22 protein-coding genes are annotated in these 24,060 nt (G+C 64.8%); 15 read left to right on the top strand and 7 right to left on the bottom strand.

What is annotated here, in order from left to right; translation table 11 throughout:
• Together PE058_RS06640 and PE058_RS06645 are read right to left on the bottom strand one after the other, a co-directional pair.
• Positions 1 to 921: a ketopantoate reductase family protein gene (locus PE058_RS06640; RefSeq protein WP_271030178.1), complete on the bottom strand. Its 921-nt coding sequence runs from the start codon at positions 919 to 921 to the stop codon at positions 1 to 3.
• A gap of 70 nt (positions 922 to 991) precedes the next feature.
• A complete protein-coding gene (locus tag PE058_RS06645; RefSeq protein ID WP_020087600.1) occupies positions 992 to 1,447 on the bottom strand; it encodes a MarR family winged helix-turn-helix transcriptional regulator in 456 nt (151 codons plus the stop codon).
• A gap of 114 nt (positions 1,448 to 1,561) precedes the next feature.
• Here PE058_RS06645 and metB point away from each other — a divergent pair, with 114 nt between their 5' ends.
• The 6 genes from metB (at position 1,562) to PE058_RS06675 (ending at position 7,547) form a co-directional block, all read left to right on the top strand.
• The gene (metB, locus tag PE058_RS06650) at positions 1,562 to 2,749 is read left to right on the top strand and encodes a cystathionine gamma-synthase (protein WP_271030179.1); all 1,188 of its coding nucleotides are present in this window, start codon (positions 1,562 to 1,564) and stop codon (positions 2,747 to 2,749) included.
• 48 nt (positions 2,750 to 2,797) lie between these two features.
• Positions 2,798 to 2,926, top strand: a complete 129-nt coding sequence (locus PE058_RS06655; protein ID WP_020087602.1) for a hypothetical protein — start codon at positions 2,798 to 2,800, stop codon at positions 2,924 to 2,926.
• 496 nt (positions 2,927 to 3,422) lie between these two features.
• On the top strand, positions 3,423 to 3,842 hold the full coding sequence (rnk, locus tag PE058_RS06660; RefSeq protein ID WP_020087603.1) for a nucleoside diphosphate kinase regulator: 420 nt from the start codon (positions 3,423 to 3,425) through the stop codon (positions 3,840 to 3,842).
• A gap of 25 nt (positions 3,843 to 3,867) precedes the next feature.
• Positions 3,868 to 4,824 carry a glutaminase gene (locus PE058_RS06665; RefSeq protein WP_020087604.1) on the top strand — a complete coding sequence of 319 codons (957 nt, stop codon included), beginning with the start codon at positions 3,868 to 3,870 and terminating at the stop codon, positions 4,822 to 4,824.
• A 219-nt stretch (positions 4,825 to 5,043) separates the two neighbouring features.
• A complete protein-coding gene (locus PE058_RS06670; RefSeq protein WP_245257714.1) occupies positions 5,044 to 6,168 on the top strand; it encodes an FIST N-terminal domain-containing protein in 1,125 nt (374 codons plus the stop codon).
• Positions 6,165 to 7,547 (top strand): ATP-binding protein, encoded by a 1,383-nt coding sequence (locus PE058_RS06675; RefSeq protein ID WP_020087606.1) that lies wholly within the window; start codon positions 6,165 to 6,167, stop codon positions 7,545 to 7,547. Before PE058_RS06670 ends, PE058_RS06675 begins: the two co-directional genes overlap by 4 nt.
• A 36-nt stretch (positions 7,548 to 7,583) precedes the next feature.
• Here the strand turns inward: PE058_RS06675 and PE058_RS06680 are convergent, their stop codons facing one another.
• Entirely contained in the window at positions 7,584 to 8,279 is a 696-nt protein-coding gene (locus PE058_RS06680) for a response regulator (RefSeq protein ID WP_271030180.1), read from the bottom strand.
• A 406-nt stretch (positions 8,280 to 8,685) separates the two neighbouring features.
• On the opposite strand from PE058_RS06680, the gene PE058_RS06685 reads away from it, so the two are divergent.
• The 3 genes from PE058_RS06685 to PE058_RS06695 all read left to right on the top strand — a co-directional run bounded on the left by PE058_RS06685 (position 8,686) and on the right by PE058_RS06695 (position 11,986).
• A complete protein-coding gene (locus PE058_RS06685; protein ID WP_271030181.1) occupies positions 8,686 to 10,149 on the top strand; it encodes an OmpA family protein in 1,464 nt (487 codons plus the stop codon).
• 4 nt (positions 10,150 to 10,153) lie between these two features.
• Positions 10,154 to 10,279, top strand: a complete 126-nt coding sequence (locus PE058_RS06690) for a hypothetical protein (RefSeq protein ID WP_271030182.1) — start codon at positions 10,154 to 10,156, stop codon at positions 10,277 to 10,279.
• Between the two features lie 84 nt (positions 10,280 to 10,363).
• Positions 10,364 to 11,986: a hypothetical protein gene (locus PE058_RS06695; RefSeq protein ID WP_271030183.1), complete on the top strand. Its 1,623-nt coding sequence runs from the start codon at positions 10,364 to 10,366 to the stop codon at positions 11,984 to 11,986.
• Between the two features lie 85 nt (positions 11,987 to 12,071).
• Here PE058_RS06695 and ubiE read toward each other — a convergent pair whose 3' ends face one another.
• The 3 genes from ubiE to ggt all read right to left on the bottom strand — a co-directional run bounded on the left by ubiE (position 12,072) and on the right by ggt (position 15,820).
• Positions 12,072 to 12,854, bottom strand: coding sequence for a bifunctional demethylmenaquinone methyltransferase/2-methoxy-6-polyprenyl-1,4-benzoquinol methylase UbiE (ubiE, locus tag PE058_RS06700; RefSeq protein WP_020087611.1), 783 nt, complete (start codon positions 12,852 to 12,854; stop codon positions 12,072 to 12,074).
• 79 nt (positions 12,855 to 12,933) lie between these two features.
• A complete protein-coding gene (locus PE058_RS06705; protein WP_333780415.1) occupies positions 12,934 to 13,956 on the bottom strand; it encodes an FAD-dependent oxidoreductase in 1,023 nt (340 codons plus the stop codon).
• A complete protein-coding gene (ggt, locus tag PE058_RS06710) occupies positions 13,946 to 15,820 on the bottom strand; it encodes a gamma-glutamyltransferase (protein ID WP_271030185.1) in 1,875 nt (624 codons plus the stop codon). Before ggt ends, PE058_RS06705 begins: the two co-directional genes overlap by 11 nt.
• A 104-nt stretch (positions 15,821 to 15,924) precedes the next feature.
• Here ggt and PE058_RS06715 point away from each other — a divergent pair, with 104 nt between their 5' ends.
• Complete coding sequence (locus tag PE058_RS06715) at positions 15,925 to 16,377, top strand: cupin domain-containing protein (RefSeq protein WP_271030186.1); 453 nt, start codon at positions 15,925 to 15,927, stop codon at positions 16,375 to 16,377.
• Between the two features lie 659 nt (positions 16,378 to 17,036).
• Positions 17,037 to 17,843 carry a L,D-transpeptidase gene (locus PE058_RS06720; protein ID WP_020087615.1) on the top strand — a complete coding sequence of 269 codons (807 nt, stop codon included), beginning with the start codon at positions 17,037 to 17,039 and terminating at the stop codon, positions 17,841 to 17,843.
• A 122-nt stretch (positions 17,844 to 17,965) separates the two neighbouring features.
• Here the strand turns inward: PE058_RS06720 and znuA are convergent, their stop codons facing one another.
• Positions 17,966 to 19,018 (bottom strand): zinc ABC transporter substrate-binding protein ZnuA, encoded by a 1,053-nt coding sequence (gene znuA / locus PE058_RS06725; protein ID WP_271030187.1) that lies wholly within the window; start codon positions 19,016 to 19,018, stop codon positions 17,966 to 17,968.
• A gap of 268 nt (positions 19,019 to 19,286) precedes the next feature.
• Here znuA and PE058_RS06730 point away from each other — a divergent pair, with 268 nt between their 5' ends.
• The 4 genes from PE058_RS06730 (at position 19,287) to trpS (ending at position 24,010) form a co-directional block, all read left to right on the top strand.
• The gene (locus PE058_RS06730) at positions 19,287 to 19,949 is read left to right on the top strand and encodes a DUF1007 family protein (protein WP_051113882.1); all 663 of its coding nucleotides are present in this window, start codon (positions 19,287 to 19,289) and stop codon (positions 19,947 to 19,949) included.
• A complete protein-coding gene (locus PE058_RS06735) occupies positions 19,946 to 21,124 on the top strand; it encodes a nickel/cobalt transporter (RefSeq protein WP_271030188.1) in 1,179 nt (392 codons plus the stop codon). The genes PE058_RS06730 and PE058_RS06735 overlap by 4 nt, the downstream gene beginning before the upstream one ends.
• 157 nt (positions 21,125 to 21,281) lie before the next feature.
• The gene (gene murJ / locus PE058_RS06740; RefSeq protein WP_271030189.1) at positions 21,282 to 22,859 is read left to right on the top strand and encodes a murein biosynthesis integral membrane protein MurJ; all 1,578 of its coding nucleotides are present in this window, start codon (positions 21,282 to 21,284) and stop codon (positions 22,857 to 22,859) included.
• A 92-nt stretch (positions 22,860 to 22,951) separates the two neighbouring features.
• Positions 22,952 to 24,010 (top strand): tryptophan--tRNA ligase, encoded by a 1,059-nt coding sequence (gene trpS, locus PE058_RS06745; RefSeq protein ID WP_020087620.1) that lies wholly within the window; start codon positions 22,952 to 22,954, stop codon positions 24,008 to 24,010.
• Positions 24,011 to 24,060: the final 50 nt, after the last annotated feature.

The raw sequence follows: 24,060 nt of genomic DNA on the forward strand, positions 1-24,060 counted from the left end.
CTAGCGCGCTATGGTTGCCTCGTGGCATTGGAGATGCGCGTAGGCGGTTTTCAGTACCGGCGTTTCCAAGCCGTACCGTCGTGCGCGGCGCAGCATGTCTCCGAGTATGTGATCCGCCTCCGTGCGGCGTCCGCTCAGCACGTCGCGCAGCATCGAGGAGGTGAAGGTCGATCCGGGCTCCGTCAGAGACTGCCTGTAAGAAGCCATCGCGGTCTCGTCAGGAGCATAGCGCTCTGCGCGGGCGACCGAGAGGTTCTCCGTCAGGAGCTGCAAGATCAGATCCCGCCCGTCGTTGGTCGATACGATCGTGCCGATACTCGCGCGCATCAGACACGTCATTCCGGCGAGCGTGGCGAGGAACACGAATTTGTTCCACATCTCCTGGTGGATGTCGGGGCTCAGGCGCGCGTCTGTGCCGCCTGCGCTCAGCAGCGCGACGATCTCCCCGGCGACGGGATCGGGCGCTTTCGAGGTGGGCCCGACGATCGCCGAGAAGAAGGGCGTCAGGTGCTCGATGACGCCATCGGATCGCAACGTGAGCGCGCCGTGGGCGATGCCTCCAAGCATGGGGGTCTGAGGGAAGCTGCGGTGCAGGGTCTCGAGATGCGCGACGCCGTTGAAAAACGGTAGAACGCGCGTGTCCGGTCCGATGCCGGGTCCGATGGTCTCGATGGCGCCCGCGAGTGCCGGGGCTTTGCAGGCGATGATCGCCACGTTCGCGGCGAAGCCGGTCGGCGGACCGGCTGCGGCACTCACCGGAGCTGCGAAGTCGCCAAGCGGGCTCTTGATGACCAGTCCGCTCGCGGTGAGGCTCGCGAGCCGCTCGGGGCGCGCGATAAAGGCGACGTCGGCTCCCGCCGTTTTCAGTCTCGCCCCGATGTAGCCGCCCACTGCGCCGGCGCCGAGGATCAGGACACGCATAACTCTATCCTTGTTTCAGGGGCCTTATCGCGGAGAAGCGCTGCCGCGCGACGCCTTTTGCGCCTCCCAGTCATAAGCGGCCTTTTTTCGAATCCGGCTTCGGAGGATCGAACTGGTCGAGAAGCTGCTCCAGAACAGGCCGTATCCCTTTCAACTCCTGGAGATGCGCCGCCGCAAGGCCATCCATGGTGTGCTCGGCCTTTAGGGACAGCGCGACGGTGACGCGCCGGGCATCCTCCTTGTCCTTGGTCCTGGTCACAAAGCCGTTTTTCTCGAGCCGGTTCACCAGCTCGACGGCGGTGTGATGGCGGATCAGGAGCCGCTCGGCGATGTCGCCGATGCCGAGAGCCTTGCGGTCGCCCGCGCCTTTGATGGCCAGCAGCGCCTGATACTGCTGGGGTGTCAAGCCGGCTTCGCCCGCCGCTTGCTCGCTGAAGGCCAGGAAGCATCTCAGCGCGTACCGGAAGTCGGCGAGGGCCTCGTAACTCTTCTTGGGAAACTTGCGAGGAGGAGTGGCTTTCGTCATGGGTCTCTCTTGATTATATCGTAACACGATATAAAATCGGCGTCACGTGCAACGTCCGGTGCGGGACGGTATGGCGGTTTCCTCTTGCGGTGTCACGCTCCGGGGCGGGCTGGTATGACCAAACGAAACGATCCAAGAACAGTGGCCGCGAGGAAGGGCATCGCGGTGGATACCGCGTTTGGCGCGGTAACGCCGCCCATTCACCTCTCCACCACCTACAGTTTTGCGGGCTTCGAGCGGGCCCGCGCGCACGATTATTCGCGAACCTCCAATCCGACGCGATCCCTGCTTGCCGAAACCCTGGCGGAGCTGGAGGGCGGGCAAGGGGCCGTGGTGGTGTCTTCGGGCATGGCGGCGGTCGATCTCACATTCAGCCAGCTCAAGTCGTACGACCTGCTGATCGCACCGCACGATTGCTATGGGGGCACGCACCGGCTCCTTTCGGCGCGGCGCGACCTCAAGCATTTCGATGTGATGTTCGTGGATCAGGGCGATGCCAAGCAGCTCGATGAGGCGTTTTCCGCTTCTCCTACGATGGTGCTGATCGAGACGCCCAGCAATCCCCTGATGCGTGTGGTGGACATTCGAGCCATCACACGACGCGCCCGAGAAGTTGGGGCGAAGGTGGCCGTGGACAACACCTTCCTGTCTCCTGCCCTGCAGAGGCCCCTTCTTCTCGGCGCGCACTACGTCATTCATTCGACAACCAAGTATCTCAACGGCCATTCGGACGTGGTGGGCGGCGCCGTCGTTTGTGCGGACAAGACGGACGCCGAGACACTGGCCGCGTGGGCCAATGTCGTCGGTGTCACGGGCTCGGCATTCGATTCCTACCTGACGCTTCGTGGCGTGCGGACGCTGTTCCCGCGCGTCAAGGAGCAGCAGGCGACGGCGCTCGAGATTGCCAAGTACCTGGAGAGCTGCCCGACGGTTGCGCGCGTGCATTATCCGGGGTTGCCCTCACATGAGGGACATGCGCTCGCGAAGCAGCAGCAGTCCGGGTTCGGCGCGATGCTGAGCTTCGAGCTGTCGGGCGGGGTGGAAGCCGTCCGCCGTTTCGTGGAGTCGGTGCGGGTGTTCACGCTGGCAGAGTCGCTCGGCGGCGTGGAGAGCCTGGTCGCGCATCCCGCGACGATGACCCATGCGGGCATGGATGCCAACGCGCGCCGTGCGGCCGGAATTACAGACGGCCTTTTGCGTCTGTCGGTCGGGCTCGAGGCGCCGCGCGATCTGATCGAGGATCTGGAGTTTGCCCTTACGGCGGCCCGCCCCGCGCCTTTGTCGCGACGCGCTGTGCGCTAAGGCACGGCCGGTGTCCTTCGTGGCAGTAAAACGAAACTGGAGCAGGATATGTTGAAAACGAACACCGATCGCAAACCCGACGCTCCTCGGATTGATCCGATTCATGCGGCCATCGTCCACGTGATCCTGGTGGCAGGCTTCCTTGCGGTCCACTTCGGGGTCGCCCGTCTGTGGTGAGCTGTCATACGATATACGAGGCCGCTGATTAGAGTGCCTTCGGTTGGGGGCGGGCACACGTGTCTCTTTGGACTGGCAGTTCTTTTGAACATTGTTCGCGTTTGGGGCGGGCGTCGTGCCTCGTTGGCGCTCGTCCGTTCGTTCCGCCCATTGACAGAACGAGCGGCTCTGCCCATTCTTTAGGCATGATTACACCGGCCGCCTTTCACCTGAAGCTCCCCCGTGAGGGAACCGAAGTCGCGGGCTTCTAGCCCCGGCTTGGCGTGCCTTGTTGAGTCCCCGAGCCGGGGGCGTACAGACCCTTAAAACTTCCTGCACCTTAACGGCCGCGTCCTTGCCGGGCGCAGGTCTCATCAGAAACTCGGAGCGCTGTCCGCGCGTTCGCGCATGAGAGTTTGCGCGTCAGGTGGATTCTGCTCCAGCCCATTGATCCGCTCCTGAACCCGCTTCCAGGCCGAAGCGACCGGGGCGAGACGCAGATACCAGAGGTTTTCACATGGTCTATCATCCGCCTACTGATGCGCTGCCCAGGATCGTCGTCGGCGAACGTGAGGAGCACCGGCTGACCACGCTCGCGACGTCTGCCATGCTGACCGGCCGCTCGCAATATGTCGCGCGCGTGCTTCTCGCCGAGATGGAACGGGCCGAGGTTGTGCCGGATGCGGCCGTGCCCGACACGGTGGTGCGCATGAACGCGCGCGTGGCGTTCGAGATCGACGGGGGCGAGCGGCGCGAGGGCGAGCTCGTGTTCCCCGGAGAGGCCAACATCGACGAGGGCAAGATTTCCGTGCTGACGCCCATCGGCACGGCGCTCATCGGACTGTCTCCCGGCCAGGCCATCATGTTGCGGGGCGTGGATGGACGGCCCCACAAGCTGCGGGTGATTGCCGTCACGGCGCCGCTGCCTGCGGGTTGACCGGCGGTCGAGACAGATAAGCTCAATGTGCGCGTCGGCAGCCAGCTCAGAAAGCGATGCGATTCTTCAATGCATCCAGGCTGTGCGTGCCGACCTCGCGCCGCTGGTCGGGCAGGGGAGCCTTGCCGACTACATTCCGGAGCTTGCCAAAGTCGATCCTTCGAAGTTCGGCATCGCGGTGGCGACGGTGGACGGGCGGGTTCTCAGCGCGGGAGATGCGGACGAGCCGTTCTCGGTTCAGAGCATTTCGAAGGTCTTCGCGCTGACGCTCGCCCTCGGCAAGGTGGGCGATGCGCTTTGGAAGCGCGTCGGCCGCGAGCCCTCCGGCACCGCGTTCAACTCGATTGTGCAACTCGAGCATGAGCGCGGGCTTCCCCGAAATCCGTTCATCAACGCGGGCGCCATTGTCGTAACCGATGTGCTTCTCGCCGGACATCAGCCGAAGGAGGCGATCGGCGAGATGGTGCGTTTCGTGCGCTCGCTGGCCGACGACGAGACGATCGCCATCGATCCGAGCGTGGCGGAGTCCGAGAAGGCGCACGGCTTTCGCAATGCGGCGCTGGCGAGCTTCATGAAGAGCTGGGGCAACCTCGTGCATCCGGTGGAGCTGACGCTCGGCGTCTACTTCCACTCCTGCGCACTCGCCATGAGTTGCGCGCAACTCGCGCGGGCCGGCCTGTTCCTCGCTAACGGAGGTCGCAGCCCGCTGACGGGGCTGAACGTGGTCTCGCGGGCGCGGGCCCGGCGCATCAACGCGCTTATGCTGACGTGCGGCCACTACGACGGGTCGGGGGATTTCGCTTTCCGCGTGGGGCTTCCCGGAAAGAGCGGCGTCGGCGGGGGCATCCTGGCCATCGTGCCCGGCGTGGCCGCCATCGCCGTATGGTCGCCAGGGCTCGACGTGCACGGAAACTCGCTGGTGGGCACGCGGGCGCTGGAACTCATCACCCAGCGTATGGGCTGGTCGATCTTCGGGCCTTAACCAACCTGTAAAATCACGGGAAACAATCCGACCCGAGATCTCGATCAGCCGTTAGGCCAATCAGCAAGTTCATTTGCTGCTTTGCAATAGGTGTGGCAGCCTATCCTTGTATCGGTTCGAAAAAATCCGCTTCCGGGTGCTCTGCACCTCAAGGACAGCGTCAAGGGAGGACTGGGCGTGGGGCGAATTACGGCCTCCGCGGGATCGTGTGGAATTGGCGTGGCGAGCACCAGGGCTCCGGCGGTTCATGACGCCGTGTGCGATCTGCGGGCAGCGCTCGACGGTGATTTCCAACACATCATCGCGCTCTTTTCCGTGGATTACGACGCGGCTGAGCTTCATGCCGGTCTCTCGGAAGCGTTTCCCAACGTCGACATCAGCGGATGCTCGACGTCGGGCGGGATCGGCCCGGATGGGCTCATGGAAAGCGGCATCCTGCTGATCGCCTTTCCGCGGCAGGGTTTCCGCATCCACACCGGCATCATCGAGGATATCGGCGCGATCGGTGTGGAACGGGCCAGCGAGATCGTACGCGGGCTCAAAGCGAAGATCGGCGTGCAGGGTGACGAGAAGCTGGCGGACCGCGTATTCGGCGTGATGCTGGTCGACGGCCTTTCGAACGCCGAGGAGACGCTGGTCGCGGCGGTGCACTGGGCGTTCGGCGATATCCAGCTCGTCGGCGGATCGGCCGGCGACAGCCTCACATTCAAGAATACCGCGCTCATTCATGACGGTCGCGTGATGAAGCGCTCGGCCATCCTGATGATGGTGGAGAGCGAGTATCCGTTCCGCATCTTCAAGACCTCGAATTTCGAGCCGACGCAGATCAAGCTCGTGGTCACCGCGGCCGATACGGAAGCGCGCACGGTCTATGAGCTCAACGCGGAACCGGCGGCGCGCGAATATGCCTCAGCCATCGGCCTCATGCCCGACGAACTCGGGCCGTTCAGCTTTGCGTCCTATCCGCTCGTGGTGAAGGTGGGCGGCGACTATTACTGCCGTTCGATCCGCAACATGAATCCTGACGGCAGCCTGTCGTTCTTCTGCGCCATAGACGAAGGTCTGGTTTTCACGGTGGCCCGCCCAAAGGATATGCTGAGCTCCACGGCGCGGACACTGAAGGATCTCGACGAGGCTCTCGGCGGCATCGAGCTGGTGCTCGGTTTCGATTGCGTGCTGAGGCGGCTCGACGCCGAGAACCGGCAGATTCATCGGCAAATGGAAGATCTCTACAGAACATACGGTGTCGTGGGTTTTCACACCTACGGTGAGCAGCACAACTCCATGCACCTCAATCAGACCCTGACCGGGGTTGCATTCGGATCGCGGCGAGGCGCGAGGTGACGATCGAGAACCGTTCTGAGTATGGGTCTCACGACAACGCGCTCGAAGAGCTCGAGCGGCGCAATCAGAAGCTTGCCAAGATCAACGCAGCCCTGATGCAGCGCGTCGAGCGCTCCATGGACTACCAGGCGAACGCCTACTCCATGTTTCAGACCGCGATTGGTCTCGAAACGCAGGTTCGGGCGCGCACCGAAGAGCTGAAGGCGGCGCTCAACCGGCTCGAGCGCGCCAACAGCCAGTTGACGCTCGCACGCGACGGCGCGGAGCGGGCGAACCGTTTCAAGACGCGTTTCTTCACGGCCGTGGGGCACGACCTGCTGCAGCCGCTGCACGCGGCGCGGCTTTCGCTTTCGGCGCTGGGCGAAATTCACGGCGAGCAGCAGCACAAACGGCTCATCGGACAGGTCGACCATGCTCTCTCGACCATCGAGGAGCTGCTGCGGACCATTCTCGATCTTTCGAAGCTCGACTCCGGGGCCATCAAGCCGTCGTTCCAGCCGGTCGGGGTGCCGGACCTGTTCCGCTCCGTGCTGGTGGACATCGAGCCGATCGCTCGGGACAAGGGGCTGCTGCTCACGATGCGGGCGCGCGAGATGGCGGTGACGTCCGATCCGCTGATGTTGCGCCGGATCCTGCAAAACCTGCTCGCAAATGCCGTGCAATACACGGAGCGCGGTCGCGTGCTCCTCGCTTGCCGGAAGCGGGGCGCGCATCTCCGGATCGACGTCTGGGATACGGGGCCGGGCATCGCGCCTTCGGAGCAGACCAAGATCTTCGAGGAGTTCCACCGGGGCGCGGCCGGTCAGCGCTCGCATGCGGGCGGGTTCGGCATCGGGCTCGCGATCATCTCGCGTATGGCGGAGACGCTGGGGCATCGGATCGAGCTGTGCTCGGAGCCGGGCCGGGGAACGCGCTTCTCGGTCTATGTGCCCATTTCCGAGGAGCTGCCTGCCAACCGCAGCGTGTCACGCGACCGTCAGTCAGCGGCTACGCGGGCCTACGGCCTCACCTCACTCAAGGTGGTGGTGGTGGACAACGATGCGGGCGTGCGCGAAGCGATGCGGGCGCTGCTCGATCGCTGGGGATGCGACGCCCGCCTGTTCCAAGGGCTCGAAGGTGTGAACGGCATGCTCGCCTCGGATCCGGCCTTCCGTCCCGACATCATTCTCGCCGACTTCCATCTCGACAACGGCGAGCAGGGGCTCGATGCGGTGGCGCGGGTGCGGGAAGCCTTTGGCACGCCGATCCAGGCGGTGGTGATCACGGCCGATCATTCGGTCGAAGTGGCGGAAGCGGTTGCTGCTACGGGCAGCGAGATCCTGCGCAAGCCGGTGAAGCCTGCCGAGCTGCGCGCGCTCATCACTCATCTCGTGGGGTGAGGCGGCGCCTCGTTCTGCTCGCGCCTCAAGTCCCGCTCAGGAGCCCGTCGCGGTCTTGTCGTTCTCCTTGGCAGCCGCGCCTCCGAGAATGGCGTCGTAGTCGAGGCGGGCAACCTCGATGACGGCCTGCGTGCGCGAGACCACGTTGAGCTTGCGCATGATCTCCGACACGTGGGCCTTGATCGTGGTCTCGCCGACGCCGAGCTCGTGGGCGATCTGCTTGTTGAGCATTCCCTGGCGGACCATCTGCAACACGCGAAGCTGCTGGCGGGTGAGGGAGGCAACACGAGCGGCAAGATCGGATTCGCGTGAGGCGCTGCCCTCCTGGTGGGGCGGTGCGTAGCCCTTGGGCAGAACCACGAGGCCGGCCATCACGTCCTGGATCGCCTCGGCCAGATCCCGCTTCTTGACGGACTTCGAAATGTAGCCTGCCGCCCCGCACGTCATCGCCTCATGCACGATGCGTGCGTCCTCGTGGGCGGAGACAACGAGAATGGGTTGTTTCGGGCGGGCCGCGCGCAGCTCGATCAGACCGTCGAATCCGCGCGTTCCAGGCATCGTGAGGTCGAGAAGGAGCAGATCGAACGGCTGTTCGCTGCCGAGCGCCTCGAGGGCCGCGGGAATAGACGAGGCTTCGACGATCTCAGCTTCCGGGTAGGCGGACTCGATCGCGAGCTGAAGAGCCTCGCGAAAGAGGGGATGATCGTCGACGATCAAGAATCTGACCGTCATCGCAGGAATCCTTCGCAGTGCCGTGCGACGTCTCGGGCCGCACTGTGCGCTCTCGATTCAGTCAACGCGGGCAATCCCATCTGGCTGCCAGTTTCGTGACACTTGAGGCTGGGTGTAGCGCGTTTGCAAGAGGAAAAGGCCAACAAAGGTCAAATGCTGTGCACGTAGGCACCCAAGATGCCGTCATCGTGCCCTCAACTCAATGGATTATGCTTAAGATCGCGCCTTTAGTCGAAGCCGGAGCCGGCTGAAATTTGAGCAGGTTAGTCTTGCCCGCTCGGGTTTCTGTGCAACTTGGAAACGCCGGAAGGCTTGTCTATAGTGCAGCGCGACGAGGTTGGCCGGGGGGCCGAGCCGGGAGATGGCGTATCCGTCTCTGCCGGTCAAAGGGGAGCTTTGGGCGGGAATGAGGTGTAATCCTTCGCGTTGGCTTTGGGGTCTCATTCCGATCGCTATGCTGAGCTGGGGGACCTACTACCGCGAGCGCCCTCACGTGGAAGCGGAGCTTTCGGAGCGCGCGATCGAGGCGTTGCGGGCTGCGGGTCAGCCCTGGGCGAAAGTCTCCATGAATGGCCGCGACGCCACCATCACGGGGCGGGCGAAGAAGGACGGCGAGCCGAAGGCCGCGCTCGACGCCGTGCGCTCCGTTTGGGGCATCCGAACCGTTCAGTTGAAAACAGATCTCGCGGGAACGCCGTTGCCGCCGCCTGTAGCCATCGGCCCGCAAGCTGCGTCGCCGGATGCGGCGGAAGCTGCTGCGCGAAAGGCAAAGCTCGAGGCTGAAGCCGCTGCCGCCGCGCAGAAGGCGAAGGACGAGGCCGAAGCGGCTGCCGCTTTGAAGGCGCAGCAGGAAGCGGAAGCTGAGGCCGCTGCGCAGAAGGCGAAGGAAGAAGCCGAGGCGGCTGCGGCGTTGAAGGTACAGCAGGAAGCGGAGGCTGCGGCTGCTGCGCAGAAGGCCAAGGAAGAAGCCGAGGCTGCCGCGGCGCTGAAGGCGAAACAGGACGCGGACGCCGCCGCTGCTGCGCAGACCGCCAAGGAGGCCGAGGCTGAGGCTGCCGCCGCTTTGAAGGCGCAGCAGGAAACCGATGACGCCGCTGCCGCGCAAAAGGCGCAGGAAGAGGCCGAAGCCGCTGCGGCATTGAAGGCCCAGCAGGAAGCCGAAGCTGCCGCCGCTCGGAATGCCAAGGAGGCGGAGGCGGCTGCGGCGCTGAAGGCACAGCAGGATGCAGAAGCTGCGGCGGCTGCACAGAAGGCGAAGGAAGAGGCCGAGGCGGCTGCCGCACTGAAGGCGCAGCAGGAAGCGGAGGCCGCGGCCGCCGCACGGAAGGCCAAGGAAGAAGCCGAAGCTGCCGCGGCCCTCGCGGCGAAGCGGGACGCTGAGGCCGCCGCCGCGCAAAAAGCCAAGCAAGAGGCCGATATGGAGGCCGAGGCGAAAGCCGATGCCGAACGGCAGAAGGCGGAGCGGGAGGCCAAGGCGAAACAGCGCAAGACGACCGCGGAGACGCAGGCTTGCGAAAAGCGCCTGGCGACGGCCGCTGCCGAAGGCGTGATCCTGTTCGAGCGTGCGAAGGCCGATATCGATCCGAAGAGCTCTCTCACCATCGCGCGCCTTGCGGAGATCGTGAAGGCGTGCCCGGGGGCGCGCATCGAGGTGGAGGGGCATACGGATTCCGAGGGTGAGCCTGACCGGAACCAGAGGCTTTCGGAGCGGCGCGCGCGCGCGGTGATGAAGAGCCTCATTCATGCGGGCGTGTCTGAGGACAGGCTTTCGGCCGTCGGCTACGGTGCCGAGCGGCCGGTGGCTTCCAACGACACGCCCGAAGGCATGGCACGCAACAGGCGTATTGAATTCCGGGCTTTTACGAATTGAGCCCGTGGGGACGAAGCTGGGGGACGGCGAGATGGAATACCTGGTGATCAAACTGTTTTGGTATCTGGTCGCGGCATTCGCCATCGGTCTCGTCGTGGGGTGGATCAGCTGTGGACGCGTCGAAGACTGAACCTAGAAGCGCGCAGGCGGGCCCCGTGGGAACGCGGGCTCGGGATCGCGCTGAGGTGCTGTCTTTGAAAAGGAGTTGGTGCGAATGACGATTTTGCTCGTGCAGACATTCCTGCTGTTGCTGGGAGCCTTCCTGCTCGGCGCCTCGCTCGCTTGCCTTATCCGGCGCGCTTTCTCCGGCAGGCGCGATGAGGATGTGGCGGAGGAGGTTGCGACCGCCTCCAGCCTCACCAGCGTTTCCCAGCCGAGCGCTCCAGTTGTGCCGCCGGCCAAGCCGATGGAAATGGACCGGTTCGGACGTGCGCTGGCCGGAGGACATGCTCCTTCGGTTCCGCCCGTGTTCCAGACCGCCGGGCAGCCGGTCGTCGAGGTTCAGCCGCAGCCCGCTCCGCCGCCGCCCGCCGTCCAGCCGGTTCCGGCCGTCGCGGAGCCTGTGCCCCCACCCCCCGCGCCTGTCGCGGCTACTCCGCCGGCGCCTGTTGTCGAGCCTGTCGCGCCGCCGCCGGCGCCTGTCGCCGCCGCTCCTCCCGCGCCGGAGCCGCTCCCCGAGCCTCCCGCACCGCCGCCCTCTTTGCCGACGCCGCCTTCGGGTCCGACCTACACGGAGATTGCGGTTGCGGCCGCGGCTGCTGCGGCCGCCGCCGCCGCTGCCAGGGCCGAGGAAGAAGCCGCCGCCGCAAAGGCCGCCGAGGAAGAGGCCAAAGCCGCCGAAGAAGCCGAAGCAGCAGCGCTGGCCGAAGCCTCCGCGCGTGAGCCTGAGCCGTTCGTTGCAAGCGAGCCGGTCGACGACTTCACGCGTATTCGCGCGATCGATACCGACCTCAAGGAGCGCCTGGCCCGGCTTGGCGTCCTGAGCTTCGCGGATATCGCGGCGTGGACGCCGTCGGACGTCAATCGCATCAGCCAGAGCCTTGGTATCCAGGGCCGTATCGAGGAAGAGAACTGGGTCGAGCAGGCGCGGATTCTGGCTGGAGGCGATGAGGCGGATTATTCGCGCGGCCACGCGGAAGGCGAGCCGGTCGATGTCGCCGCGCCCGTAGACGGCGAACGGCTGCATCGCATCATCGGCATCGATCCCGATTCCGAAGCGCTGCTGCGTGCCAACGGTGTCGCCACGCTTGCGGCGATCGCTGCCTGGACGAGCGCGGACGTCGCGCATTTCGAGACGTTGCTCGGAACTCCGGGCCGTATCGGCCGCGAAGGCTGGGTTGAGCAGGCCCGTTTCCTGACAGGGCACAGCGCTGCCGAGCACGCGCCGATCGCGGAGCCGGTCGAGCCTCTGGTAGAGCCCGAGCCCGAGCCGCTTCCCGAGACGGTCGCGTTCGTGGAGGAGGAACCGGCTGCTGCCGCCGAGCCCGATGACACTGTGCCGGATGCTCCGCGCGGGGAAGGCTATTCCGCGTTGCGGTCCGTGCGTTCGGAAGCGTTGCGCGGCGACGGCGGGAGCTCGCTTGGCGTTTCCTCAGGCGAGGTGGACGATCTCAAGCGTATCCGTGGCATCGGCGTGCTGATCGAGAAGAAGCTCAACTCGCTCGGGATCAGCACCTACGAGCAGGTCGCCAACTGGACCGGAGCGGACATCGATCGCATCAGCCAATTGCTCGACTTCAAAGGGCGCATCGAGCGCGAGGGCTGGATCGAGCAGGCGCGCATTCTGTCTTCCGGAGGGCAGACGGAGTTCTCGCGCCGGGTGGATCGCGGCGAGTAAAACGCTCGTTCTTCGGAGAGATAAAAAATGCTTCGGGCACCTCGTCCGAAGCGTTTTTTGTTTCGAATAGCGTGAGGCGCGGGCCTCAGATCTTCCAGCCGGAATGGATGGCTGCGATGCCGCCCGTCAGGTTGCGGACGGAGACGCGCTCGAAGCCAGCCTCACGGATCATGCCCGCGAACTTCTCCTGGTTGGGGAAGCGGCGGATGCTTTCCACGAGATAGCGATAGGGCTCGGCCGAGCCGGCTGCGATCTGTCCGAGGCGCGGGATCACCTCGAAGGAGTGGAAGTCGTAGAGGCGGTCCAGGATCGGCACCTGGCACTCCGAGAATTCGAGGCACAGAAACCGTCCGCCGATCTTGAGGACGCGATAGGCTTCCTTCAGCGCCACGTCGATGTGGGTGACGTTCCGGATGCCGAAGGCGATGGTGTAGGCGTCGAACGTGCCATCGGGGAAGGGAAGCGCCTCGGCGTTCCCCTGCGTGAGGCGAATGCGCTCGCCGAGCCCTTTGGCGGCGACCTTGGTGCGGCCCTCCTCCAGCATCTGCGGGCTGATATCCGACAGCACCGCAGTGGCGTTCGGGCCCGAGCTTTCGGCATAGCGGATGGCGATGTCGCCGGTGCCGCCCGCAACATCCAGGAGCCGGAAGGGACGATCACCGCGCGGGGCGCCGATCATGGAGACGAACTCCGTCTTCCAGAGCCGGTGCAGGCCGCCCGACATGAGGTCGTTCATCAGGTCGTAGCGCGAGGCCACGGACGAGAATACGGCGTTGACGAGGCCCTGCCGCTCGCTTTCGCGAACCGCTCGGAAGCCGAAGCTCGTGGTGTTATCCGAGCCCGGCGGGGTGTTGGTATCGTTCGACATGGCGCGACCATAGACATATTGCGGCTTCGGCGCCAAGGCTGCGGTTAAGCGGAATGGTTTATGCGGCCACGATGACGCGTCAGGTGCGCAGCAGCGGATGAGGCGATCCCTGGGCGAGATGGCGGGCCACGGCCTCCGCCAGCACAGGCGCCAGAAGGAAGCCATGGCGGAAGGCCCCGTTGACCAAAATCCGCTGTCCGCCGTCGCGGATTTCCGCGTGAGGCATGTTGTCGGGGAAGGCGGGGCGGATGCCGGCACCCGTATCCACGATCTCGGCCTCGCCGAAGGCCGGGTGAAGTGTGTAAGCGGCGCCCAGCAGTTCGAGCGCCGAGCGGACCGTGATCGGTCCCATGTCCTGGCTTTCGATGACGGTGGCGCCGACCAGGAAATGGCCGCCGCTCCAGGGAACCACGTAGAGCGGATGGCGGGGATGCAGAAGGCGCACTGGGCGCGACAGGCGGATCTCGTCCGACTTGATCAGAAGGCGCTCGCCGCGCACGCCGCGTAGTGTCGGCAGGTCGGGTGCAGCATCCATGCCGCGGCAATCGATCAGAACGTCCACGTTGTCGGAGGGCATCCGCCAGACTCCGAACTCGATGGCAACCCCCGCCGCACGGATGGCGTCCAGCAGAAAGGCCAGCGCACGCGGCGTCTCCATGTGCGCTTCGTCGGGAAAGTAGAAGCCCTTCGCGAAGCGGCCAGCCAGGTCCGGCTCAAGCGCGGCGATGCCGGTTGCGTCGAGTGTCCGGGGCGGCTCCGTCGCCTTCTCGAAGCGGGCAAGCTCCGTGTGATCGCGGGCCGCGGCGACGACCAGGCTGCCGGCGTTGACGAGGTCCGGATAGATCTCGCGCCAGAGCGCGAGACCGCGCGGGCCGAGTGTCCGCAGCTCGGGCGCGGTTTCGCTTTCGCATCCGGGCGCGAGCATGGCGCCTGCGTAGCGGCTCGCACTTTCGGTGAACGGCGTGGGGCTTCTCTCGAGGAGGCGCACGCGATGGCCGCGCCGGGCAAGCGTGAGGGCTTGCCACAGGCCCATGATGCCGGCTCCGACTACCGAGATGGCGAGCGGCGTGTTCGCATGGGGCGAGGGGGTGTCAATCTCCAAGGGCAATTCCTTCGCGGCGCGGATCGGCTCCGCCTTCGAGCACGCCATTGCGTCTCACGATCGCATGCAGCCCCGAGTTCATCAGGTCCGGCGCAATCGCATGACCGTAGCTCTTGAGCACGAGGGCACGCCAGATCGTCGACCAGCCGTATTCCAGCTCCACGGTGTCGCCGGTGCTGCCGAAGTTCGGCAGGTCGAGGGCGGCCTGGGCGTCGAGCTGCCAGTCGAGCAGGCCGACGAGCGCTTTCATCACATATAGAATGATGCGGCTGCCGCCGGGCGATCCGAGCGTGGCGAACACGTCACCCTTTTCGTCGAAGACGATGGTGGGGGCCATGGTGCTGCGCGGGCGCTTGCCGCCTTCCACCCGGTTTGCGACCGGGCGGCCGGTCTCGTCCACGGGGCGGAAGGAGAAATCCGTCAACTGGTTGTTGAGCAGGAAGCCGCCGGCGAACACGCCGGATCCGAAGGCGCCTTCGATGGTCGTCGTAAGCGAAACGGTGTTGCCGTCCGCGTCGATGACGGAGAGGTGGCTCGTGCCGTTGCTTTCGTTTGTGGCGTCGGTGCCGAATGCGCGCTTGTCGGCGTCCGGCGGGAGGCCGGGCTCCACCAGCGTCATGGCTTGCGCCGGATCTATCAGTGCGCTTCGGGCGGCGAGATAGGCCGGATCGAGCAGCCCTTTCGGGACCGGCGCGAAGGCCGGATCGGCGAGGTAGCGGTCGCGATCGGCATAGGCGAGGCGCTCGGCCTCGACGATGAGATGCAGCACGTCCGTGCGTAGGGCGTCTTTGGGCGTGCTCCCCACATCGAAGCGCTCGATCAGCTTCAGAGACTGGGCGACGGCCACGGTGCCGGACGATGGGGGCGCCATGCCGCAGACGCGGTGGCTCCGGTAATCCACGCAGAGCGGGGGCCGTTCGACGATTTTGTAGCCTGCGAGATCATCGAGGGTCAGATCGCCTGCGGCAGTGTGGGCGTTCTTTACGGCTGCGACGATCTCCTCGGCGACCGGCCCCGTGTAGAAGGCGTCGGCGCCTCCTTTGGCGATTGCTTCGAGCGTGGCGGCATAGGCGGGATTGGTGAGGCGATGTCCGATGGGGCGCGCGCTTCCGGTCTCGTCGAAGAAGTAGCGCCGCGCGGCGGGAGAGAGCCCGGAGGGGCCGAACCAGCGCAGCATGAAGTAGAGCCGGCTCGAAACCTCGAAGCCTTCGCGCGCGAGCTTCATGGCAGGCTCGAACAGCACCGGCCACGGCAACCTTCCGTGGCGTTTGTGGGCGTGCTCCAGCAGGCGGACGAGCCCCGGCGTGCCTACGCTGAGGCCCGAGTGTACGGCGCGGTCATATTCCATCGGCTTGCCAGCCACCATGAAGCGGTCTGGCTTGGCGGCAGCGGGTGCGGTCTCGCGGCCGTCATAGGTGGCGAGCTTCTTTTCGGCTTGGTCCCAATGAAGCAGGAAAGCGCCGCCGCCGAGACCCGATGACTGAGGCTCGACAAGGCCGAGGACCAACTGGGCCGCGATCGCGGCGTCAGTGGCGGAGCCGCCTTTGCGCAGCATCTCGCGGCCCGCCTCCGAGGCGTGGGCGTTGGCGGTCGTGATCAGATACTTCTTCGCTACGGCGAGGCGTTTTTCCTCGCGGCCCGTGTCGGCTTCCGGCTCGAGCTGCGGGCGAGGGATTGCGACCGGCTCTGCGCGCAGGACGTCATGCGGGGACAAGCAGGCGAGCAGCAGCAGGGCGTAAACGGCGAGCCGGAAAGCATCGAGCGATCTGGAGCTGGTAGAAGAGATTCGCCGGAGCGGCGTGCGGGCAATGCCGGTCATGATCGTCCCTTGCGGCGTCGGCAGAGCATCGGGAAACTCCGGCATGGTGTCTTGTGCTTGCTCGCCGGGCCCGCGCGAGAGACGCGTGCGCGTCTTCTGTCATCGGTTCCAGCGGCAGGATCTCGATACCGTTCTATAGGGGTGAAGACATGCTTGGAAACCTTCGTATTCGCGAGAGGGCGGCAATCAGCCTCTTCTGCACTGTGGCCGTTGCGCTGGTGTGGGTGGATGCGTTGCGTGCACGCGATGTGCCGCCTCCTGCCGTGCCACTTCTTTCCTCCGGCGAGACCGTAGTGGGGGAACGGATCGCTTATCCAGCGGGCGCGCCGGCCAAAGTGACGGCGGCGGTGGTGACACTCGCGCCCGGACAGGAGACCGGCTGGCATACACACGGAATGCCGGTGCTTGGCTATGTGCTCGAAGGCGAGCTCGAGGTCGACTACGGGGAGAAGGGCGTTCGGGTGTACCGCGCGGGTGAGGCGGTTCTGGAGGCGATCGGCGTTGCGCACAACGGCCGCAATACCGGGGTTGCTCCCATGCGCGTTCTCGTAGTTTTCATGGGGGCGGACGGGCTCAAGCCGACGGAGCCGGCGTCACGCTGACGGAGCGAGACTGCGAAAAAAATGACGGCCGGAATGGCGGGGGCTCCATTCCGGCCGCTGGGCCAGGCCAGGAAACGAGACGCACACTGAACGCGGGCTGGCGCCACAAGATCGCAGGCACGGGGAAAACTGCTTCGCTTCAGCCGCCGGGTGAGGGCACGGCGACGGGCGAAGAACACAACGCAACACCACACAACTAACGCAACTTAAAATTGTTAATACGCGTAAATATGCGCCACATGATTGAACTTACGCCGACCCGGCAGGCCCGGTACGCCAGCCTACCCGGCCGTTACGCCACTTCACTGCACGAGCACCCGAGGGGATCGGTACGCGCTCATGAGGAGAGTTATGCGGGTCGATTTTGTTCTTTTTTTGTTCTCATCAAAATGCGGCAGGTTGTCAAGCTGTAGAGGCACTCAACCTGCCGATTTGCCTTGCAAATCGGCATGCGTTGCACTCGGGCACCGGTCGAGCGGCAAGTGTGCCGGAATTGACGGAAGATGACCGTGGTGTGACTGTGGTGCTCTGCCACCAATTTTAGGACTGGTTTATACGGGGCCTTCATCAAACTGGCGCAACATGCCGGCGATGGGGCGGGACCTTTTCGAGGGAACCGGTTTCGACCCTTGCAGCTTATGACAGCGGGAGTTTTGTAAATGTCGGTGTTGAAGGCAAAGGTCGGTGGAATTCTGGCAGCAGTGGCCGCGGCGGCCGTGCTGGCGGGAGCGCCGGGTGCCGCCAACGCGCAGGGCCTGATCGAGTTCCTGTGGGGTGGCGAGCCCGAGTACGGTGGCGGCAAGCGCCAGGTCGTCAAGTTCGACCCGCAGTATAAGGCCGGCCAGATCATCGTCAGCTTCGGCGATCGCCGTCTCTACCACATCACCAAGGAAGGCCAGGCGACGAGCTATCCGATCGCCGTTCCGCGCGAGCAGAGCCGTTGGCAGGGCACCACCGTGGTGTCGATGAAGCGTGAGAATCCCGATTGGCGTCCGACGCCCGAGATGCTGCGCGAGAATCCCCGGCTTCCGAGCTGGGTGCCCGGCGGCCATCCGATGAACCCGCTCGGCGTGCGCGCTCTCTATCTGGGCTCCAGCACCTATCGTATTCACGGCACGGACGCGCCCTGGACCATCGGTCAGAACGTGTCGAAGGGCTGCATCCGCATGTTCAACGAGGACGTGCTCGACCTCTACCCGAAGATTCCGACCGGCACGAAGGTGGTGGTGACGTGGAATCGCTTCCAGACGGGTGCGGGCGTGGCGTCGGCCGACGTCGAGCAGGCTCCGGCCGTGGCTGAACCGGTGAAGGTGACGAAGAAGACGCGCTCGGTTGCGAGCGCTCCGAAGACCGGCTTCTTCATCTATCCTGACGACGAAGCAAACCCGGTGCGTCCGGAAGAGGGCATGGAGACCCGCCAGGTTGGCGGCGCCGTCTCGCGGACCTCGCATACGAAGGTGGAGTAATCCCGGCATCCACCGCTTTAGCGCGGGCGGATACGCCGATCAGACTCGAAAGGGCGGCTCACATCTGTGGCCGCCCTTTTCATTTGTCGGCTGTCTTGTCCAACCACGTGGCTGCGATGCCGTCATCTTCCCTGTGAGAGGCAGGATTTGAGGCCCGATGCCAGGTTCTTGAGCAGCGTGGCGTAGGCGCCGGGGCCCGGCTCGACGAGCGCGCCTTCGGGATCGAGCGTGCCGGTGTGGGCCTTGGTGTTCTCCGTGACGGCCGCCACCAGCTTCGGCTGGAACTGGGGCTCGGCGAACACGCAGCTTGCCGAAAGGTCCGTCAGTTTCTTGCGAATTTCCGTCAAGCGCTTGGCGGAGGGCTGGGCTTCGGGGTTCACGGTGATCGAGCCTACTGCGGTGAGCCCGAAGCGGCGCTCGAAATACTGATAGGCGTCGTGGAAGACGACGTAGGGCTTGCCTTTGATGGGCTCCAGCTCGCTGGCGATCTCGGCTTGCAGCGTGTCGAGGGCTTCGCTCGCGCGCTCGGCGTTCGCTTTGAACTTGTCCGCGTCGGCGGGGGAGGCTTCGGAAAGTACACGCGCGATCTCGGTGATCATCTTGCGGGCATTCTGAGGATCGAGCCAGACGTGGCCGTCGCGGGTTTCGTGCTCGTGATCATCGTGATCGTCATGAGCCTCGCCAGCCTTTTCGTGGTGGTCGTGACCGGCCTTGGCGTGCTTGTCGTGATCGTCGTCGTGGTCTTCGTGGCCGTGCTCATGGGCGTGATCGTGCTTTTCGAAGGTGTCGCCCGTGCGAACGTCGAGAAGCTCGATGCCTGGGGCATCGGCGAGCGTGACCGTGTGCACCGACTTCGGCAGAGCGGCCACGATCTTGCGCGTGAAGGGCTCGACGCTTTCCGAGACACGGAAGAAGACGTCGGCCTTGTTCAGCGCCTTGGCGTCCGACGGCTTCAAGGCGTAGGTGTGCGGAGACGCGGCGCCTTGGACGAGCAGGGACGGGGTTCCGACGCCTTCCATGACCTGGGCCACCAACGCGTGGACCGGCTTGATGGTGACGGTCACCTTGAGCTCAGCCCATGCCGGGCTCGCAGTGGCCGCGATTGCGGTGGCCGCGGCAGCGATGACAGCGCGATTGCGGACATACATGCATGAGGCGGGCCGTGTGCGGGGCATGGGTGATCTCCGATCTTTATTTACGGATACTATAACATCCATTCGGGCGCAACAAAGGCCGCCGTGCCTTCGTTCTGCTCCAATTTGAGGTTGGTCTCGCGAGCCGCAGAAATGCCCGTCACGGGACGCAAATCCCGGTGATTCGGGGCGGTGTGGCCGGATGTCCCCCGGCAAATCGGGATGCCCTGCGACGTGTGCTAGACTGGGGGCGAACTCGGGCATCGGTGCCGGGACTGGGCGAAGCGAGGAGGGAAGCGTGCGAGCAAGGATGTCGGCGATAGGGAGCCTAACCCTGGCGCTGGGGCTGGCTTTCGTCATGGCGGCAAGGCCAGCGGCGGCGCATCCACATGTTTGGGTCACGGTCGAGACGACCGTCATCTACGAGGGCGGGTCGATCACCGGCCTTCAGCACAAGTGGACCTTCGACGACATGTATACGGCCATGGCGATCCAGGGCCTCGATGCGAACGGCGACGGGCAGTACTCTCGCGAGGAGCTGGCGGAGCTCGCCAAGGTGAACATCGATGGGTTGAAGGAATTCAATTACTTCACGGTGGCAAAGCTCGGCGCGGCGCCGGTCAAGGCGAAGGATCCCACCGACTATCATCTCGAATACAAGGACGGGCTTCTCTCGCTGCATTTCATATTGCCGTTCGAGCAGCCGGTGCTCGCGGACGCCAAGGATTTCAATTTCTCCGTCTTCGATGAATCGTTCTTCATCGCATTCGATTTCGGCAAAGATGATCCGGTGAAGCTAAGCGCAGGCGCGCCTGCGGGCTGCTCGGCCAATGTCGGCATTCCGCAGAACGAGCTGGAGCAGCTTCAGTCGTTGAACGAGTCGTTCGGCGGTCAGCTTACGGCAGGCGATGCCAACGCCGGCATGGGAATGGGTTACGCGAAAACCGTGACGCTGGGCTGCAAGAAATCATGACACGTCTTTTCTCCGCGCTCGGCGCGCTGCTGCTTTGCCTCGTCGTCGCCGTTTCGGCGCACGCCCAGGAAGGCGAGACGAAGAAGTCGCCGTTCGGCGTTCCGCTCGCGCTTGGCCAATCCACGAGCGTTCCGGCGCAGAAGGTGGAGCGCAGCTTTCTCGGCGACGTGTGGTCTTACGTGCTTACGCAGCAACAGAGGCTCAACCGCGAGCTCGCGGGGGCCGTGCGCCAGATGAAGACGGGCAATGCACTGCATGCCACGCTTCTGCTGGCATTCCTGAGTTTCGCCTACGGTGTGCTACATGCGGCGGGGCCGGGTCACGGCAAGGCGGTGATCTCGTCCTACGTGCTCGCCAACGAGAAGACGGTGCGGCGCGGCATCATGCTCTCGTTCCTGTCGGCGTTCATTCAGGCGTTGTCGGCCATCGCCATCGTGGGCGTGCTGGCTATCGCCTTGCGTGCGACGAGCCTCGAGATCAATGCAGCCGAGAAGTGGATCGAGACCGTGAGCTGGGGATTTGTCGCGCTGATCGGCGCGTGGCTGCTCTGGGGGCAGCTCGGCGCGTTGCTCAAGCGCCGGAGCGCCGCTGCCGTTGCGACCGCTTCTCATCATCACGATCACGCGCAGCCTCATGCTCATGCGCACGAACATGCCCATGGAAGCTGTGGGTGCGGGCACGACCATGACCACAACCACGGCGCAAGCCATGCTCACAGCCATGGCCACGCGCACGAGCACGACCACCATGCGCACGAGGGGCACAGCCACGCGGCGGACGGCTCGTGCTGCGATCATGCGCACATTCCCGATCCGTCCCAGCTTCAGGGTTCGCTTCCGTGGACCAAGGCGCTCGCCATCGCGTTCTCAGTCGGCATCAGGCCGTGCACGGGCGCTATCCTGGTGATGATCTTCGCGCTCAGCCAGGGGCTTTTGATCGCGGGCATTTTCTCCGCGTTCGCCATGGCCTTCGGAACGGCGATCACGGTGTCGGTTCTGGCGTCGCTTGCGGTCGGCTCGCGGGAACTCGCGAAGCGGATGGCAGGCGGCGGGGAAAGCCGGCTCGCCGGCGCGGTTGCAACGGGGGCCGGGCTCATCGGATCGGCGCTCGTCTTTCTGATGGGGGCGAGCTTCTTCGTGTCGTCCCTCGGAGGCGGGGCTGCCCCGCCCCTGTAGAATCGCCAGCAAGGCTTTGGCATAAAATCGTAATTCATATTCTGCGCACGGCCGCGAGTAGCAATCAGGTGCGCCGGCTGGGCCGTCCCCGGCCGGAAAACCGGTTTCCACTTTTCCGCAAGCGCATTATGGGTGGGCGCGTTCCCCGGGGGAAGTCATGAAGCTCTATCGCGCCTTTGCCACCGTCGGCGGCCTGACGCTCGTCAGCCGCGTGCTGGGGTTCGTGCGCGACATTCTCTTTGCTTGGGCGTTCGGTGCAGGTTGGGTCGCGGACGCGTTCAACGTGGCGTTCCGCTTTCCGAATCTCTTTCGGCGCCTGTTCGGCGAGGGTGCTTTCAACTCGGCGTTCATTCCCCTGTTCGCGAAAGAGCTGGAGCTGAACGGCAAGGAGGCCGCGCGCTCGTTTGCCGAGGAGGCGATGAGCGGACTGTTCGCGGTGCTGGTCGCGCTCTCGGTGGTCGCGATCCTCACCATGCCTTGGCTCATGTATCTGCTCGCGCCGGGGTTCAGCGAGACGCCGGAGAAGTTCGATCTCGCGGTGCTGCTTACGCAGATCACGTTTCCCTATCTCCTCTGCATGTCGCTCGTCGCGCTGTTCTCAGGCGTGCTCAACACGTTCGGAAAGTTCGTGGAGAGCTCGTCGGTTTCGATCGTTCTCAACGTCACGCTGGCCGCCGCCATCTTCATCGGTTTCGCGATGGGCTATCACAACGAGCCAGGCGGTGGCGTGGTGCAGGCGGTCGGTGTGTTTGTCGCGGGTGTGCTGCAACTCTGGCTGCTGATCAGCGGGCTCAGGCGCAACAATTTCACGCTCAAGCTGCGCCGTCCGCGCATGACGGATCGCATGAGGCGGCTCATCACGCTTGGCATCCCGGGCGTGATCGCGGGGGGCGTGACGCAGCTCAACATCATGATCGGCACGGTGATCGCCTCGCAGCAACCGGGCGCCGTCTCGCAGCTCTATTATGCGGACCGGCTCTATGAGCTGCCGCTCGCGATCGTCGGCATTGCGATCGGCGTGGTGCTGCTTCCGGATGTGTCGCGGCAACTCAGGGCGGGCAACCACGAAGCCGTGCTCGACAGCCAGAACCGCTCGCTCGAATTCGCGATGCTGCTGACGGTGCCTGCCGCGCTCGCGCTCGCGCTCGTTCCGGTGCCCATCATCAAGGTGCTGTTCGAACGCGGCGCGTTCACGGCAACGGACACGGCGCAGACTTCCGCTGTGCTCTCGGTGTTCGCGCTGGGCTTGCCGGCGTTCGTGATGATCAAGGTGTTCTCGCCCGCTTATTTCGCCCGCGAGGATACCAGGACGCCGATGCGCTACGCAGCCATCAGCCTGATCGCCAACACGGTGGGTTCGATTGCGCTGTTCTTCCTGTTCCGGCGCCTCGGCTACCTCCCGCACCTCGGCATCGCGGTAGCGACGACACTGGGCGGATGGCTCAACGCGGGGCTGTTGTGGACCACGCTCGTCAAGCGAGGGCATTTCACACTCGACCGGCGCATGGCGCGGGCGTTCGCGATGATCGTGCTGTCAAGTGTGGTGATGGGGGCGGCGCTGATCGGTGCGGCGCACTATCTCGGCGCCTACTTCGCGCCGGATCGCGGATTCGTGGTGCACGTGATGGCGCTCACGGCGCTGATCGGCATCGGGCTCGTGGTTTATGCTGCCGTCATTCTGGTGACGGGGACCCTCAATCTCCGGCAATTGCGGAAGATCTCCCGGCGGGGCTGAGCCGGGCGGCCGCGAGGCTTGCGCATCCCATTCCGGCGCGTCATAACCCCGGCCGGGCCGACGCGAGGTCTTGGCCGGACGGACGAGGGATTATGGAACTCAAAGAGCGCGTTTTCTCGGGCATGCAGCCCACGGGCAGCCTGCATCTAGGCAACTATCTGGGCGCCATGGTGCAGTGGATCGAGATGCAGAAGACGCACGAGTGCATCTACTGCGTGGTGGATCTGCACGCCATCACCGTCTGGCAGGACCCGGCCGAGCTCACGCGCGCGATCCGGCAGGTGACCGCCGCCTATATCGCCTCGGGCCTCGATCCCAAGAAGAGCATCCTGTTCAACCAGAGCCAGGTGCCGGAGCACGCGGAGCTGGCCTGGATCTTCAATTGCGTGGCGCGGCTCGGCTGGCTCAACCGCATGACGCAGTTCAAGGAGAAGGCGGGCAAGGATCGCGAGAACGCGTCCGTCGGCCTCTATGCCTATCCGAACCTCATGGCGGCCGACATTCTCGCCTATCGCGCGACGCACGTGCCCGTGGGTGAGGACCAGAAGCAGCATCTCGAGCTCGCCCGCGACATCGCGCAGAAGTTCAACAGCGATTTCCGTCCCTCGATCGAGGCCAAGGGCTACGCGGATGGCGTGTTCTTCCCGCAGCCGGAGCCTGTGATCATGGGACCGGCGACGCGCGTGATGAGCCTGCGCGACGGCACGAAGAAGATGTCGAAGTCGGATCCTTCCGATCTTTCGCGCATCAACCTCATGGACGAGGTGGACGCGATTGCCGACAAGATCAAGCGGGCGAAGACGGACATGGTTCCGACGCCTCCCGCCAATCTCGAAGAACTCGGTGCGCGTCCGGAGATCGACAATCTGGTCGGCATCTACGCCGCGCTGGCGGGCGTGACCAAGGAGGCGGGGCTCGAGCTTCTGCAGAAGACCTCGGGCGAGGGGCCGAGCATCTTTACCGGCTTCAAACGGGCCTTGACCGAGATCGCGACGGAAAAACTCGGCCCGATCCGCGCAGAGATCGTGCGGCTCATGAACGATCCGGCGGAGATCGACCGCGTGCTGGCGGACGGCTCGCAGCGGGCGCGCGCGATCGCGACGCCGGTCATGAACGAGGTGAAGGACATCGTCGGCTTCATCCGGTCGTAGGCGGCGGCGGGCAGGGGGCGCCATTGGCCCCTCATGCGATGTGTGGCTCC

Origin of the sequence: Hyphomicrobium sp. DMF-1, from assembly GCF_027886585.1 — a bacterium.
Lineage (GTDB): Bacteria > Pseudomonadota > Alphaproteobacteria > Rhizobiales > Hyphomicrobiaceae > Hyphomicrobium_C > Hyphomicrobium_C zavarzinii.